Below are 15,729 nucleotides of genomic sequence, written 5' to 3' on the forward strand. Positions count from 1 at the left end.
GTGCGGAATTTGCGAAGGCGCGTGAAACTGCTGATCAAATCATACATTTATTCCCGGTTCAACCAAAAAACGGCAAACGCCAAACTGAAAACTCCTGACTCCAAACTCCTAACTTCGTACCATGTACCCTAATTTATACTACCTCTTCAAGGATCTTTTTGGTGTTGAATGGACCGGATTAAAACTTGTTAATTCATTTGGTTTTTTTGTCGCGATCGCGTTCATCATATGTGCATGGGTACTTACACTCGAGTTGCGGCGAAAACAACAACAGGGTTTGTTTGTTCCCACGGAAGAAACGATCACCATCGGCGCGCCGGCAAGTGTGGGTGAGCTGTTGCTGAATTTCATCATTGGCTTTGTGTTTGGCTACAAGATCATCGGCGCGTTCACGATCAACGATGCGTTGAACGATCCGCAATCATTCATCCTGTCGTCGAAAGGGAACCTGCCGGTAGGACTGTTGGTAGGCCTGCTTTTCGCAGGATTGAAGTGGTGGGAGAAGAACAAGCAGAAACTCGACAAACCCGAAAAAAGAACGATCAGGATCTGGCCGCAGGACAGGGTGGGGGACATTGTGATTTATGCGGCGCTTTTTGGTTTTATCGGTGCAAAGATCTTTCACAACCTCGAGAACTGGAACGATTTTGCTGCGGATCCGATCGGATCGCTGGTATCGTTCAGCGGCCTCACTTATTACGGTGGATTGATCTGCGCCGGTGTTGCGATCCTCCTGTATGCAAAACGGAAAAAGATCAGGATCGTGCACCTGCTGGATGCGATGGCAACGACGATGATGCTTGCCTATGCATTGGGCCGTGTGGGTTGCCAGGTGGCCGGCGATGGCGACTGGGGAATACCTAACCTGAAACCCAAACCCTTTGGCTGGCTGCCCGATTGGATGTGGGCGTATAAATACCCGCACAATGTGGTAAACGAAGACCGTGATAACCTCATCGCAAACTGTACCGGGCAATATTGCAACGAGCTCAAACTCCCTGTTTATCCAACCCCGTTCTATGAGATCGTGATCTGCCTTGCCCTTTTCTTTATTCTCTGGTCGATCAGGAAACGCATCAAGGTGCCGGGACAATTGTTCGGGCTGTACCTTGTTTTCAACGGCGTGGAGCGGTTTTTCATCGAAAAGATCCGGGTGAATACCAAGTACGATTTCCTGCCTTTTCACCCAACCCAGGCCGAGTTGATCTCGTTTTTACTGGTTTTGGCCGGGGTGCTTTTCCTTGTAAAGTCTGAAAAATGGTTTGGAAAAGGAGAAAAGACAGAATTTTCCTGATAAGCTTACGATCGCATTACTGCGCGATTTGAAAGGGATTTGAACCAAAAACGGGTTCAAATCCCTTTTTTTATGCCCTTTTTTACCCAAATGGCGTGCGATCGGTCGTTTCACAACAGTCATTCTCCGCCACTCATCCCGCCTATTTACCGTTCAGTATAAAATCATGTACTATGCAATACATAGTTCATAGTTTTATCCTGTAATTAGCAACAACGGGAACTAAATTATCTACAACATAAATTGTTAAAACATGAAAAAGATCGTAGCAATGCTGGCCGTTTTGGGAGCCTTTTCCTCCGCCACATATGCACAAAATGCCGGCGGTAAAGTGAGCGGAACCGTGTCTGGCACGCAGAAACCAGTTGAGTCGGCCTCTGTAGGATTGCTGAGGGCAAAAGATTCTTCCGTAGTAAAAATGGCCGTTTCGGATAAATCGGGCCGTTTTGAAGTAGAGAAACTGGCGGAAGGCAAATACCTGGTGCTTATACAGAGTGTTGGCTACGCAAAATATTACAGCGAAGTTTTTTCGATCTCCGGCGCCCAGCCGCAGTATACCTTGAAACCGGTATCGCTGGTTGCGGCTTCAAAAAAACTCGAAGAAGTTACCGTCGTTTCCAAAAGGCCTTTTGTAGAACAGAAAGTGGACAGGACCATCATCAATGTTGACGCCACGCCTTCCAACACAGGTACCTCTGTAATGGAAGTGCTTGAGAAATCGCCCGGTATTTCCGTAGACAAAGACGGCAACATCAGTCTCAAAGGAAAACAAGGCGTAATGATCATGCTGGATGGTAAACCCACGTACCTCGGTGGCGAGGACCTGGCCAACTTCCTTAAGAACATGCCGAGTGCCAACCTCGACCAGATCGAGATCATGACCAATCCGCCGGCAAAATTTGATGCCTCGGGCAATTCTGGTGTGATCAACATCAAAACAAAGAAAACGCGCACGGTTGGCTACAACGGAAGTGTGACCACCAGTTACGGGCAGGGTGTTCTTCCCAAATCGAACCTGAGCACCAACCTCAATTTCAGGGAAAACAAACTCAACTTTTTTGGCAACGGAAGCGTGTATTACAACGAGAACTTCAACAACATCATACTCAACCGCAAATTCCGCGATCAATCCAACAACGCATTGTTGTCTGTATTCGACCAGACTGCCCGCAACAACCGGGATGGCCGCGGCGGCAACTACAAGATTGGTGTGGATTATTTCATGAACAAGAAAACAACACTGGGTATCGTGGTTAACGGTTACGAAAACCGCAACAACGAAATTACCAACAACACAACACTGATCAGCGATAAGAACGGTGCGCTGACCACACGTACACAGGCGATCAACGATGTGAGTTCAAACTACGGCAACACTGGCATCAACTTTAACCTGCGCCATGTATTCGACAGCACCAACAAGGAACTTACCGCTGATGTTGATTACGTGAACTACAATTCAGGATCAAACCAGTTGCTGTCGAACCATTTTTTCGATAACCTCGGCAACAAGCAGTCGAACGATGAAGCGATCAAAGGGAGCATCCCGGCTACCATCAATATTTACAGCGCCAAGGCAGACTATACGCACCCGTTAAAAGAAGGCAGTCGTTTTGAAGCGGGACTGAAGACCAGCTTCGTAGAAACCGATAACAATGCGCAGTACGCGAACCTCAATGCGGCCACAGGCGTGTTTGTTCCGGATGCGGGCCGCAGCAATCATTTTCTTTACAAGGAAAACATCAATGCAGCTTACCTGAACCTGAGCAAACAACTTTCAAAAATATGGAGCGCGCAACTGGGGCTTCGCCTGGAGAATACCAACCTGAGCGGCAACCAGCTTACAACGGGCCAGACTTTCAAAAGGGATTACACGCAGGTATTTCCAACGGCTTTTATCGGGTATACGCCGAACGATAAGAACCAGTTCTCTTTGAGCTACGGCCGCCGCATCGACCGCCCGAATTACCAGGACCTGAACCCTTTTTACAATTTCCTTGATAAATACACCTACCAGATCGGTAACCCTTACCTGAACCCGCAATTCAGCCATAATCTTCAATTGAACCACACTTATAAAAATGCGCTGACCACAACATTGGGTTATGGTGTTACAAAAGACATCATACAGGAAATACTGGAACAGGTAGACAGCACGCATACGAGCTATATCAAACGCGGCAACATTGCGAGAAGGGAGAACATCGATCTCTCTGTGAGCTACAATGCAGCGCTGACCAAATGGTGGAGAACAAGTTTTTATGCGATCGTGTTCTACAATAAATTCAGCGGCGTGATCAACAAAGCATATGAAGAGATCAGCGGCGTATCGTTTTCAGGTAACATCAACAACCAGTTCACCTTTAAAAACGGATGGAGCGCTGAATTGAGCGGCTTTTACAGGTCGGCACAGGCGCAGGGTGTGCTCGCATCGAACCCGATGTATGCAATCAACGTCGGCGTGAGCAAAAACATCCTGAAGAACAAAGGCTCATTAAGACTCGCGGTTCGCGATGTGCTTTACAGCCAGGTGTTCAGTGGATACAGCAAATACCAGAACGTGGATGTAACACTCCGCCAGGAAAGAGACAGTCGCCAGGTAAACCTCAGTTTCACTTACCGTTTCGCAAAAGGAAAAGCGGTGGCGCAACGCAAAAGAGGTGGGGCGGGAGAAGAGCAGAATCGTGTGAACACGGGCGGGAACTAAAATGTAAAAAATGCGAAGCATACAGTGTGCGGTTAACCTGATTAATTTCCAATTAAAATGAAATTATTCCGCTCATCCAACTTTGGCATTTTTTTCCACGAAACTGTACGGAACATTGACCCATGAACAACGGATAGCAACGCGAACGGAAGCACAAAGTTGCTCAACTTACACAACACCACGTTTTTTTCTCATGTGCATTATATAGACCGGCCCCGATTTCTATCGGGGCCTCTTTTTTGGCGGATGTGTTACGCCCAAAATCGGCAGCTGGTAACGAAAATCCTATCTTTGACCAAACTCCACACCATGCCATCATTTGACATAGCCAGCGAAGTAGACATCCAGGTTTTGGATAACGCTGTTAATACGGTTAAGAAAGAGATCAGTACAAGGTTCGATTTTCGCGGTTCGCCGGTTACGGTTGAGCTCAATAAAAAAGATTATACGATCCTGTTAGAGGTAGAAAGCGATATGAAAATGAAGCAGCTGATCGATGTACTCATCAGCCGCTCCATGAAACAGGGCATCGATGCCGGCGCCTTCGATTTCAGCAAGGATGCTTACCCGAGCGGTAAGGTGGTAAAGAAAGACATCGCCGTGCGCAACGGGCTGAAGCAGGAAGATGCCAAAAAGATCGTAAAGCTCATCAAAGACGAGGGCTTTAAGGTACAGGCCGCGATCATGGACGATATCGTCCGCGTTACCGGCAAAAAGATCGACGACCTGCAGGAGGTAATTGCCAAACTTAGGGGCGCCGACCTGGGTATTCCGCTGCAGTTTGTGAACATGAAGAGCTGAAAAAGGGCCATTTTACCCCTTTTTGGTGCAAAAACAGTCCAATTCATTTGGTTTATCGAGAGATCGGGTGTAATTTTGCAGTCCTAAAATAATCGCACGGCCAAATCCGTGCAACCTAAAAAACTAAATATGAAACAAGGTATCCATCCGGAAAGTTATCGTTTTGTAGTGTTCAAGGACATGAGTAATGGTGAAACCTTCCTGAGCAAATCTACAACAAACAGCAAAGAAACCATTCAGTGGGAAGATGGTAACGAGTACCCGTTGGTTAAACTCGAGATCTCCAATACCTCTCACCCTTTCTACACTGGTAAGAACATGTTGGTTGATACAGCGGGCCGTATCGACAAGTTCAAAAAACGTTACGCGAAAAAAGATTAATTTCTTTTCAGACGATAGTTATGATCCTCCCCACGGCAACGCGGGGAGGATTTTTTTTCGCCCATCACAATCACCCAAACATGTGATACAGGGGTTGCAACGGTTGAAGAAGGTTTTGCGTCATAGAAGAAAAATGAAACACTATGAAAACAAGACCCTTAATGATCTTTACAGTATCTCTCCTGGCCATATTGGTAACCGCCTGCAGTAAATCCCCTGTTATAAAACCCGCGCCGGTTCCCGTTCCGGTGATCAACGCGCTTGCGAAAGTGGAATACAGCGGCGGCGATTACGACTCGCTCTATTACAACAGCGACCTGCAGGTGATCAAGATTGTGGTCCACACCAATGCCGTAATGCCTTTCGACCAGGTATATACCATCGAATACGACGCAAATAAAAAAGTAACGCGTGTTGTTGACAATACCGGTGAACGGTACGATTATATTTACGTCAACGGCGTATTGGGTGGAGTGACCCATTACATTGGCAACGACAAATTTGACTTTAAGCTCTACGACTACACCAATGGCAAACTGACCCATGTTGAAGAATACTACCGGCCCAGCTTCAACACACCGGGTTATGAAATGACCGCCGAGATCGATTTTGAATATTTCCCCGACGGCAACCTGAAAAAACAAACGATGTATGGGTTTACGCAGCAGAACAGGACAAAATACAAGCTGTTCTCAACCACCTATTCGGATTACGATAGAAAACCAAACCCTACCGCGTTTCTCGACCGGTTCACGTATTACGCACAACTGGATATACAGAAAAACAACCCCGGCAAGATGGTGGGCAGGGACGAAATGAACGGCACCGACAACAATTTCGAATACGCGTACACATACAATGATTTTTTAAATCCGCTGACGCGAAAAACAACGGCCAGCGGCGGCTCGGTTACCACGGCCAAACTATATTACTATTGATTTTTTTACAGGAAACTGTAACCAAACAAGATCCGGGTTGTTTATAAGGAAGGAAAGGCCCCGGCAGCGCTGCATTATTCACCGGGCGACGCATGCAGCAGCACCAGCCCAAACCGGTTTTATGACAAACTCCTCCCTGGCTTTTCGGCCGGGGATTTTTTTTAAAACGGGAGCCGTGAGCCATGCACCGGCGGCTGGTAACCTTGTTGGTTCGGCGCTTGTATCTTCTGCCTTCTTCCCTGTATCTTTGCCGGATGAAATTACACATCCTTGCATTTGGTGTTCACCCGGATGATGTTGAACTGGGTTGCTCCGGCACATTACTGGCAGCGATAGAGGAAGGAAAGAAGGTGGGTATTGTTGACCTTACCCGCGGCGAGCTTGGTACCAGGGGCACCGCGGAAACGCGGAAACAGGAAGCCGCAAGAGCGGCCGAGATCCTTGGCGTACAAGTGCGCGAGAACCTCGGCATGGCAGACGGTTTTTTTCAGAACGATGAAACCAATCTCCGTAAAGTGATCACCGCGATCCGGAAATACAAACCCGATATCATACTCGCCAATGCCGTTGAAGACCGCCACCCCGACCATGGAAGAAGCGCGAAACTCGTTGCAGACGCCGCTTTCCTATGCGGGCTGCGCAAAATTGAGACCTCGGTAGACGGCGTAGCGCAGGAGCCATGGAAGCCTTCGTATGTATTTCATTATATACAGGACAGGTTCATTGCCCCTTCGTTTGTGGTGGATATCACCAAACATTTCGATAAAAAAATGGAATCGGTTCTCGCCTACACCACGCAGTTCTACAACCCGGATGCAACAAACGACGAACCGCAGACCTATATTTCATCCAATCAATTCCTCGAAACCGTAAAGGCAAGGGCATTGATGCTCGGCAAAAGAATTGGTGTATCCTACGCCGAAGGATATTTATCGGAAAAAACGATTGGCGTGAATAGTTTTGATGCATTTATTCAGCAAATAACATAACCTTATAATTAGGAATTAGAAATTAGGAATTAATAATTGTATGGGCATTCAAAAAGCATCGTTAGTCGATAATCAATAGTTCTCAATTCCTAATCTTAATTCTTAATCTTAATCTTAATTCTTAATTCCTAATTCCTAATTCTTAATTAAAATAATGGGTAACGTAAAAGTAGGTTTGGTCCAAATGAGTTGTTCGGCCGATAAACAGGCGAACTTGTCTAAAGCGATTGGCAAGGTGCGTGAGGCTGCGGCGAAAGGCGCGCAGATCGTGTGTTTGCAGGAACTCTTCACATCGCTGTATTTCTGTGATGTGGAAGACTATGATAATTTCAAGCTTGCCGAAGCGATCCCCGGCCCTTCAACCGATGCATTGAGCGCGGTGGCAGCAGAATTGAATGTGGTGATCATCGCTTCGCTGTTTGAAAAAAGAACGCAGGGCATTTACCATAACACAACAGCCGTACTGGATGCCGACGGAAGTTACCTGGGCAAATACCGCAAAATGCACATACCGGATGATCCTGCATTTTACGAGAAATTTTATTTTACCCCGGGTGACCTCGGCTACAAAGTATTCAAAACAAAATTTGCAACATTTGGTGTGTTGATCTGCTGGGACCAGTGGTACCCCGAAGCAGCACGCATCACCTCGTTGATGGGAGCAGAGATCCTATTTTATCCAACGGCAATCGGTTGGGCAACATCGCAGGACGAAGAAACCAACAACGAGCAATACAACGCATGGCAAACGATACAGCGGAGTCATGCCGTAGCCAACGGCGTTCACGTTGTAAGCGTTAACCGGGTAGGGTATGAGCAGGATGGCGCAATGAAGTTCTGGGGCGGATCGTTTGTAAGCAATCCTTTTGGTAGCCTGATCTACAAGGCATCGCACGAAGAAGAAGAAGTGACGGTTGTGGAGATCGATACCGCCAAAACCGATCGCTACCGCACGCACTGGCCCTTTCTCCGCGACAGGCGCATCGACTCTTACCAGCAGATCACGAAGCGTTATATTGATGAAGATTGATTGAAGAAACACGAATACCGGAAACGGGAAAGCTGTCTCCTGGATGCCTGTACCTTGAACCTTACTGATATGATGAAGACACCCAAAGAATCGGGCTATTTTTTTCCCGCAGAATTCGCACCGCACCTGGCAACCTGGTTAAGCTGGCCGCACAAGGAAGCAAGCTGGCCGGGTAAGATCGATTCGATCTACCCCAATTACAGCCTGTTTGTAAAATACCTTACAGAAAGCGAACTGGTGCGCATCAATGTTGCCGACGAGCAGCTTAAGCAGGCCGCGGTTCGGCATTTACAGAACGCAGGTGTGAACATGGATAAGGTTGAGTTCTTTTTTCACCCGACAAACGATGCCTGGTGCCGCGACCATGGCCCGGCATTCCTGGTGAATCCTGCTGCAGGGGAGAAGAAAGTGATCGTTGACTGGGGCTACAATGCCTGGGGCAACAAATATCCGCCGTATGATCTTGATGATGTGATACCAACATTGATCGGTAAACATTTCGGCCTGCCTGTGTATCATCCGGGCATTGTAATGGAGGGCGGATCCGTGGAATTCAATGGCGCAGGTACCTTGCTTACTTCCACCGCGTGCCTGCTCAATGAAAACCGCAACCCGCAACTCAACCGCCAACAGATCGAAGAATACCTCTGTAATTATTACGGCGTTGAACAGGTGTTGTGGGTGGATGAAGGAATAATCGGGGATGATACAGACGGCCATATCGATGATACGGTCCGTTTTGTAAACGAAGACACCGTTGTTACAGTGATCGAAGAAAACAGGAACGATGAAAATTACGGCCTGTTGCAAACCAATCTCAGGCAGCTGAAAGAAATGCGTTTGTTGAACGGCAAGCAAATGAACATTGTTGAGTTGCCCATGCCCGATGCGGTGGTGTATGAGGACCAGCGTTTGCCGGCCTCGTACGCAAATTTCTACATCAGCAACAAACACGTTATCGTGCCTACGTTCCGCTGCGCGAAAGATGAGAAGGCGCTGGGCATCATTGCCGGATGTTTCCCTTCGCGCGAAGTGGTAGGGATCGATTCTACAGATATCATCTGGGGGCTTGGAAGCTTTCACTGCCTGAGCCAACAGGAGCCCGCAGTGTAGCGCCAGTTGTTTTTAAATTCCGTTGAGGGGTTAAAGTATCAAAGACGTGGATAACATCGTTGATTCTTTAACCCTTTGGCTTTTGTAACCGGTAATTCAAAACAGTTACCCGGTTACCGTCATCGTGCTCCCGCTGATCGCAACATTGTATTGTTTCAGCGAAGAAGCGGCGGGGCCGAGGGTAACGCTGCCTGTTGTGGTGAACGTGGAGCCGTGGTTGGGACAAACAAAATTATTTGCCGAAGCATTGTAATTGATGAAGGAGCCTTCGTGCGTACAGGCCACCTGCACGGCAGTGAAAGAGGCCGGAACATTGGTAGCGGCGAGCCGGACGATGATCACGCCGTTTTGCACCAGCGATGAACCGACTGCTAATAAGTTGCTGGTAAGGTCTACCGTGAAATTCGCGTTCACGGCGCCATTGGAGCCGCCAGCGCTTTTACTGCATGCGCCCATGCAAACTGCGCATGCGGCAACTACCGGTCCCGTTAAGGTTCCCAGGAATTCTCTTCTTTGCATAAAATGGATTTAATGAGCAATGGATGCTGTTACCGCTCTAGCGCCCGTCGTTCACCGCGATCAAAAAAACTTCCGACCCTTTGCGTTGCGGGATAGAGTTGTAACAATCTTCTAAAACTTTGATACGAAACAACGGAGAAAAAAGTTGCCTGTATTCTTCCGTATGGCCGCCGAAGGGCGGGCCCTCCTTATCAAATTCCCTGTTGAAGAGCACGCCTGCAAGCTTTCCGTTGCCTGTGAGGATTTCTTTTACCTTGCTCACATATCTGCCGCGCAGGGCGGGTGGTAACGTGCAGAAAAAAGTTTGCTCCAACACAAGTTCAAACGACCCCTCGAGCTTGAAAAAATCGCCCGTAACAATCCTGATGGCAGGGTACCTGTTGCCCAGTATTTCCCGTAATGCAGTTGTTGCCACCGCTGAAATATCTGCCACGGTAATATCTGTAAATCCTTTTTCTGCGAGATAGACCGCTTCATAGCCTTTTCCCGCACCGGGAATGAGTATGCTGGTGTTTTTGTTGGTAAGCTGGTCGATGTATTCTTTGAGGGGCGTTGAAACATACCCGATATCCCATGCCGTTTCGTGGTTGGTATACAATGCATCCCAAAACGATGCGGGTAAAAGATCAGTGTTGCCGCTCATGCGATCGTTGCTGTTATTTGTGCCTGCCTGGGAATGATGAATGCGACCAGGTCATCCAGCGCGATGCCCGCGCGTTCGCATGCATCGGCAATGTCTTCCCTGGATACATTGGCGGCAAATGATTTTTCCTTCAGCCGTTTTTTTACACCCTTCACATCCATGCCTTCATAGCCGCCTGGGCGCATGAGTGAGTAAGCGTGGATCAACCCGGATAATTCATCAAACGCATACAGCATCTGGTCCATCTTCGTTACCGGTACCACGCCAAAATGCAGGTGCCCATGCGAAGCGATCGCGCGGATGATCGCGGGATCTATGTTGCGGCGCTCGAGTTCTTCGATGATCTTTTTACAATGCTGGTCGGGCCATTGGTCCCAATCAGCATCGTGCAGCAACCCTGCCATTTCCCATTGCCATTGGCCCGCCTCATCAAGGTTCTCTTTTTCTGCGGCCCAGGCTTTCATAAGGTGTCCGACCTGCTGCATATGCACTTTCAGTTTAGGGTTCAGCACCCAATCGTTGAAAAGCTGGTTGGCTTCTTCTCTTGACAATACGTTTCCCAGGTTTGCCTGGTCGCCGAATTCGGTTCTGCCGAGGTTGAGTGACATGTGTTCGTGTTTGTTTCAAAGATAGGGTGGGAATTCTATCGGCGGAAAAAATGCCTAAATAGCGTTAGGTTGAACGGTTTCTTTAAACGAAATTGCCAGACATTTCAATCCACACGAATGAACAAGTCTCCGAAAGAGAAACTATTTACATCCTACCAGGTGTTTGTGATCGCTATTTTATCGTTGCTTCAATTCACGATCATATTGGATTTCATGGTGCTCTCGCCCTTGAGTGCGATCCTGCTTCCAGCCCTGCACATCAAGACCTCGCAATTCGGCCTTGTTGTTTCGGCGTATGCCTTCAGTGCGGGCGCATCGGGTTTGCTTACGGCGGGGTTTGCAGACAAATACGACCGCAAAAAATTATTGATGTTTTTCTATACCGGGTTTATTGCAGGAACGGCGCTCTGCGCGATGGCGACCACCTACGAGTTCCTGCTGGTAGCGAGGATCATCACCGGGATCTTCGGTGGTGTGATCGGCTCGGTAAGCTTCGCGATCATCACCGATCTCTTTCCCATGAAAACACGCGGCCGCGTGATGGGTTTTGTACAGATGTCGTTTGCCGCAAGCCAGGTACTGGGATTGCCGATAGGCCTTATGCTTGCCAATAAATTCGACTGGCATGCGCCGTTCTGGATGATCGTTGGCGCGGGGATCGTATTGGGCATCGTGATGGCGGTGCGTTTGAAACCGGTTGATGAGCACCTCAAGCTCCATGTAGACCGCAACGCGTTTCACCATCTCTGGGCCACCACCACGCGCTCGGATTATGCAAAGGCATACCTGGCAACCACCTTGCTCGCCACCGGAGGGTTTATGATGATGCCTTTTGGCGCAGCGTTCAGTACCAACAACCTTGGTATCGGGCTCGACAAATTACCTTATATCTACCTCATTACCGGTATCTGTTCCATCCTGTTCGGGCCGTTCATCGGTAAGCTCAGCGATAAGATCGGGAAATTCAAAGTGTTTGCGATCGGCTCTTTGCTGAGTATGGCGGTGATCATTTTTTACAGCCACCTCGGCATCACGCCATTGTGGGAAGTGATTGTGCTTACCGTGTTGATGTTTGTAGGAATCTCATCCCGCATGATCTCTTCATCGGCACTATTAACCGCTGTTCCTGATGCAAAGGACCGTGGCGCATTCATGAGCGTGAATGCCTCTACCCAACAGATCTCCGGCGGAGTTGCTTCCATCATTGCCGGCCTGATTGTTGTTCAGTCAACTTCAGGACGCCTTGAGCATTACGACACGCTTGCGTTTGTTGTAACCGGTACGATGGTCGTAGCCATGTTGATGATGTATTACCTCAACAGGCGGGTGCAGCAGAAACTGCATACGCAAGAGCCGGTTTAATCCCATTCAAACACCAATCAACCTGAACAAATGAAACACCTGCTATCCATTTCCGCCATCGTTCTCCTTGCTGCCTGCGCTGCGCCCAAGCCGTACAGCGATACGAACAAGGTGTACCGCCAGCAATCAAAAGAGTATGTAAAACAGCTCCTCGCAGAGCCGTCCAACCCCGTGAATGATACGATCAAAATGCCGCCTTATTTTGTGGGTACCACCAACTACGGCATACGCAAGCCCAACTTTGTGATCATACACCATACCGCGCAGAATTCCTGCCCGGAAACGCTGAAAACATTTACACTCACCAGGACAGCGGTAAGCGCGCATTACGTGATCTGCAAGAACGGAACCGTTTACCACATGCTCAACGATTATTTCCGCGCGCAGCACGCGGGGGTGAGCAGGTGGGGCAACCTCATCGATGTCAATTCTTCGTCCATCGGGATAGAGCTGGACAATACAGGGTTTGAACCCTTCGACAGCCTGCAGCTGAACAGCCTGCTGAGTGTGCTGGCAAAACTTAAAAAAGATTACAACATCCCTACCGCCAATTTCATCGGGCATGGAGACATTGCGCCAACACGCAAGAACGATCCCAATTACCGCTTCCCCTGGAAAAAATTGGCGGAGCAGGGATTCGGCCTCTGGTACGATGAACAAAGAGACAGTGTTCCCGCAGGCTTTAACCACATCCAGGCCCTGCGCATCGTTGGATACGATGTGAAGGACACAACAGCGGCCATCAGGGCCTTCAAACGTCATTTCCTGCAGGATACAACAAGGAGGATCAATGATGTGGACAGGAGCGTGCTGTACAACCTTCAGAAAAAATATATGTAATTGCCGGGGGTGAGCCAAAAGGATCAGCGGTGCCGTATCAAATAGAAAGAATCGTATTTTTAAAATACAAACCTTTTCTATGAGATTAATAACGCTTGTACTCCTGTCTCTTTCCATTTCCGTTCTCCATGCGCAATCGCACAACCCGGGCTCCAATCATGCCAATCGTTTTGAGGAACTGGATTACCTGTTGCAGTCGCCCAGCGAATACAGAACAGCCAGCGGCGCACCCGGGCCGAAATACTGGCAGCAGCGGGCCGACTACAACATTGCCGTAGAACTGGATGAGCCGAATAACAGGATCACGGGTACGGAAACGATCACCTATTTCAACAATTCTCCCGATGTATTGAGTTATGTATGGCTGCAGCTCGATGAGAACTTTCACAATCCCCAGGCAGATGTGAACAGGGATAACACGGGTAAAATGCAGGACCGCATGACCAACCAGCAGCTCGATGCGCTGGAGCCCTGGAGAAGGCTGGATGGGTATGGCATCAACCTCACACGTGTTGTAAATGCTGCGGGCAAAGCCCTGAAGTATACGATCGTAAAAACCATGATGCGCATTGATCTGCCGGAGGCATTGAAACCGGGGCAGCAGTTCGTGTTTACGATCGACTGGAACTACAAAGTGCCGGACAAATTAACGCGTTACGGCCGCGGCGGCTATGAATATTTTGCGGAGGATGACAACAACCTGTATTCCATCGCGCAGTTTTACCCGAGAATGGCGGTGTACAGCGATTTCAAGGGATGGCAACACCTCCAGTTCCGCAGCGGCGCAGAGTTTGCATTGAACTTCGGCAACTTCAACCTGAAGATAACAGTACCGGCAGACCACGTGGTGGCGGCAACCGGCGAGTGCCTGAATTACAAAGAGATGATGACGGCCAAAGAATACGAACGATGGCAGTCTGCACAAACGGCGAAAGATATCGTTGAGATTGTAACGCTGGACGAAGCGCTTAAAAAATCAAAGACAAAGAGCAGCGAAAAGAAGACATGGATCTTTAAAGCCGACAATGTACGCGACGTCGCTTTCAACACGAGCCGGCGCCTGGTTTGGGATGCGATGCCCGTATTTGTTGAGGGAAAGAAGGTAATGTGTATGAGTTATTATGGAAAAGAAGCCTACCCGATCTACCGCAAATACTCCACCAAAGCAACCGCGCACACGATCAAAACCTATTCCAAATACACCATCCCGTATCCATACCCGGTTGCGCAGTCTGTAGAGGCGGCCATCGGCATGGAATACCCGATGCTGGCGATGAACCCAGGGAGAGCAGCGCCAGACGGCAGCTACACGGAAGCTGCAAAATATTCCTGCATCGGCGTAACCATCCACGAAGTGGGACATAATTTCTTCCCCATGATCGTGAACAGCGATGAGCGCCAATGGTGGTGGATGGATGAAGGGCTGAACACATTCTGCCAGTTCTTAACCGAGCGCGAGTTTGATGCCGATTACCCATCCACACGCGGGCCGGCACACCTGATCACGGATTACATGCGGTTGCCAAAGAATGAACTGGAACCGATCATGACAAAAGGAGATGCCGTTAGCAAAGTGGGATCAAATGCCTACGCAAAAGCGGCAACGGGTTTGAACATCCTGCGCGAAACCATTTTAGGCAGAGAGCTTTTCGATTTCGGTTTCCAGGAATATGCAAAGCGGTGGGCCTTCAAACACCCTACACCCGCCGATCTCTTCCGCACGCTGGAAGATGCAACGGGTGTGGATCTCGACTGGTTCTGGCGCGGATGGTACTTTGGAACGGACCCGGTGGATATTGCAATAGACAGTGTAAAAGTGTTTAAGGTAGACGATGCGTTGACGCCAACACCGGGTGGTGTTGCCGTATACAACGACATCAACCGCCTGCGCAACAAAGACGATAAGTCCATCCAATTTTATGTGGATGCAGATACCACGCTCCGCGATTTTTATTATTACAACCGCGGCGCAGATGCGGCCTATACAATAGAACAGGCAAACAAACAGAAAGACGATGCATACAAAGCCGATATAGACAAAGACAACCTGGCGAAGTGGAAAGACAAATATTTTTATGAGCTGCAGTTCTCAAACAAAGGCGGGTTGGTAATGCCGATCATACTTGAATGGACATTCAAAGATGGAACAAAACAGGTAGACAAGATCCCCGTTACGGTTTGGTTGCTGAATGAAGAAAAGGTTTCAAAAGTATTTATCAAAGACAAGGAAGTTGCTTCGGTAAAGCTGGATCCCAACAGGGAAACAGCGGATGTTAACGAAGCCAATGGCCAATGGCCGGTAAAAGAAATGCCAACAAAATTCTCGTTGTTCAGGCAAACAACCACCGGCTTTACGGGGCCGGGCGCGGGACAAACCGTTGCCCCGCCAACCAATGCCATGCAACGAGCCAAACAAAAAAATCCATAAGTGGAAGAAGGCAAAACGCATGGCGATAAGTCAGCGCACAGCATTGAGGATGAAGGATCCTTTGAAGCTGGGTTGC

The 15,729-nt window shown here is 48.7% G+C and carries 14 protein-coding genes; 11 read left to right on the forward strand and 3 right to left on the reverse strand.

Annotated elements, in window-relative coordinates; genetic code table 11:
- Positions 1-121: 121 nt before the first annotated feature.
- From GWC95_RS08725 to GWC95_RS08760, 8 genes are all read left to right on the forward strand, one after another.
- Positions 122-1,294 (forward strand): prolipoprotein diacylglyceryl transferase, encoded by a 1,173-nt coding sequence (locus GWC95_RS08725; protein ID WP_161818321.1) that lies wholly within the window; start codon positions 122-124, stop codon positions 1,292-1,294.
- Between the two features lie 253 nt (positions 1,295-1,547).
- Positions 1,548-4,001, forward strand: a complete 2,454-nt coding sequence (locus GWC95_RS08730; protein ID WP_161818322.1) for a TonB-dependent receptor domain-containing protein — start codon at positions 1,548-1,550, stop codon at positions 3,999-4,001.
- A gap of 309 nt (positions 4,002-4,310) precedes the next feature.
- Entirely contained in the window at positions 4,311-4,802 is a 492-nt protein-coding gene (locus tag GWC95_RS08735; protein ID WP_161818323.1) for a YajQ family cyclic di-GMP-binding protein, read from the forward strand.
- Positions 4,803-4,931: 129 nt separating this feature from the next.
- The gene (locus GWC95_RS08740) at positions 4,932-5,183 is read left to right on the forward strand and encodes a type B 50S ribosomal protein L31 (RefSeq protein WP_161818324.1); all 252 of its coding nucleotides are present in this window, start codon (positions 4,932-4,934) and stop codon (positions 5,181-5,183) included.
- 143 nt (positions 5,184-5,326) lie between these two features.
- Complete coding sequence (locus GWC95_RS08745) at positions 5,327-6,121, forward strand: hypothetical protein (RefSeq protein ID WP_161818325.1); 795 nt, start codon at positions 5,327-5,329, stop codon at positions 6,119-6,121.
- Positions 6,122-6,375: 254 nt separating this feature from the next.
- Entirely contained in the window at positions 6,376-7,110 is a 735-nt protein-coding gene (bshB1, locus tag GWC95_RS08750) for a bacillithiol biosynthesis deacetylase BshB1 (protein ID WP_161818326.1), read from the forward strand.
- 154 nt (positions 7,111-7,264) lie between these two features.
- Positions 7,265-8,140 carry a carbon-nitrogen hydrolase gene (locus GWC95_RS08755; RefSeq protein ID WP_161818327.1) on the forward strand — a complete coding sequence of 292 codons (876 nt, stop codon included), beginning with the start codon at positions 7,265-7,267 and terminating at the stop codon, positions 8,138-8,140.
- A gap of 69 nt (positions 8,141-8,209) precedes the next feature.
- Entirely contained in the window at positions 8,210-9,253 is a 1,044-nt protein-coding gene (locus tag GWC95_RS08760; RefSeq protein WP_237722114.1) for an agmatine deiminase family protein, read from the forward strand.
- 105 nt (positions 9,254-9,358) lie between these two features.
- On the opposite strand, the gene GWC95_RS08765 is transcribed toward GWC95_RS08760, so the two are convergent.
- Genes GWC95_RS08765 through GWC95_RS08775 form a run of 3 tightly spaced genes read right to left on the reverse strand, consistent with a single transcriptional unit; the run spans position 9,359 to position 11,023 of the window.
- Complete coding sequence (locus GWC95_RS08765; RefSeq protein WP_161818328.1) at positions 9,359-9,772, reverse strand: Rieske 2Fe-2S domain-containing protein; 414 nt, start codon at positions 9,770-9,772, stop codon at positions 9,359-9,361.
- A 37-nt stretch (positions 9,773-9,809) separates the two neighbouring features.
- Positions 9,810-10,415, reverse strand: a complete 606-nt coding sequence (locus GWC95_RS08770) for a methyltransferase domain-containing protein (RefSeq protein WP_161818329.1) — start codon at positions 10,413-10,415, stop codon at positions 9,810-9,812.
- Positions 10,412-11,023 carry a hydrolase gene (locus GWC95_RS08775; protein ID WP_161818330.1) on the reverse strand — a complete coding sequence of 204 codons (612 nt, stop codon included), beginning with the start codon at positions 11,021-11,023 and terminating at the stop codon, positions 10,412-10,414. Before GWC95_RS08775 ends, GWC95_RS08770 begins: the two co-directional genes overlap by 4 nt.
- A 117-nt stretch (positions 11,024-11,140) precedes the next feature.
- Between GWC95_RS08775 and GWC95_RS08780 the strand changes: the two genes are divergently transcribed.
- The 3 genes from GWC95_RS08780 to GWC95_RS08790 all read left to right on the forward strand — a co-directional run bounded on the left by GWC95_RS08780 (position 11,141) and on the right by GWC95_RS08790 (position 15,653).
- Positions 11,141-12,385 carry an MFS transporter gene (locus tag GWC95_RS08780; RefSeq protein ID WP_161818331.1) on the forward strand — a complete coding sequence of 415 codons (1,245 nt, stop codon included), beginning with the start codon at positions 11,141-11,143 and terminating at the stop codon, positions 12,383-12,385.
- A gap of 30 nt (positions 12,386-12,415) precedes the next feature.
- Complete coding sequence (locus tag GWC95_RS08785; RefSeq protein ID WP_161818332.1) at positions 12,416-13,225, forward strand: N-acetylmuramoyl-L-alanine amidase; 810 nt, start codon at positions 12,416-12,418, stop codon at positions 13,223-13,225.
- Positions 13,226-13,304: 79 nt separating this feature from the next.
- Complete coding sequence (locus GWC95_RS08790; protein WP_161818333.1) at positions 13,305-15,653, forward strand: M1 family metallopeptidase; 2,349 nt, start codon at positions 13,305-13,307, stop codon at positions 15,651-15,653.
- The last annotated feature ends 76 nt before the right edge of the window (positions 15,654-15,729 follow it).

Source organism: Sediminibacterium roseum (assembly GCF_009939005.1).
Classification (GTDB): domain Bacteria; phylum Bacteroidota; class Bacteroidia; order Chitinophagales; family Chitinophagaceae; genus Sediminibacterium; species Sediminibacterium roseum.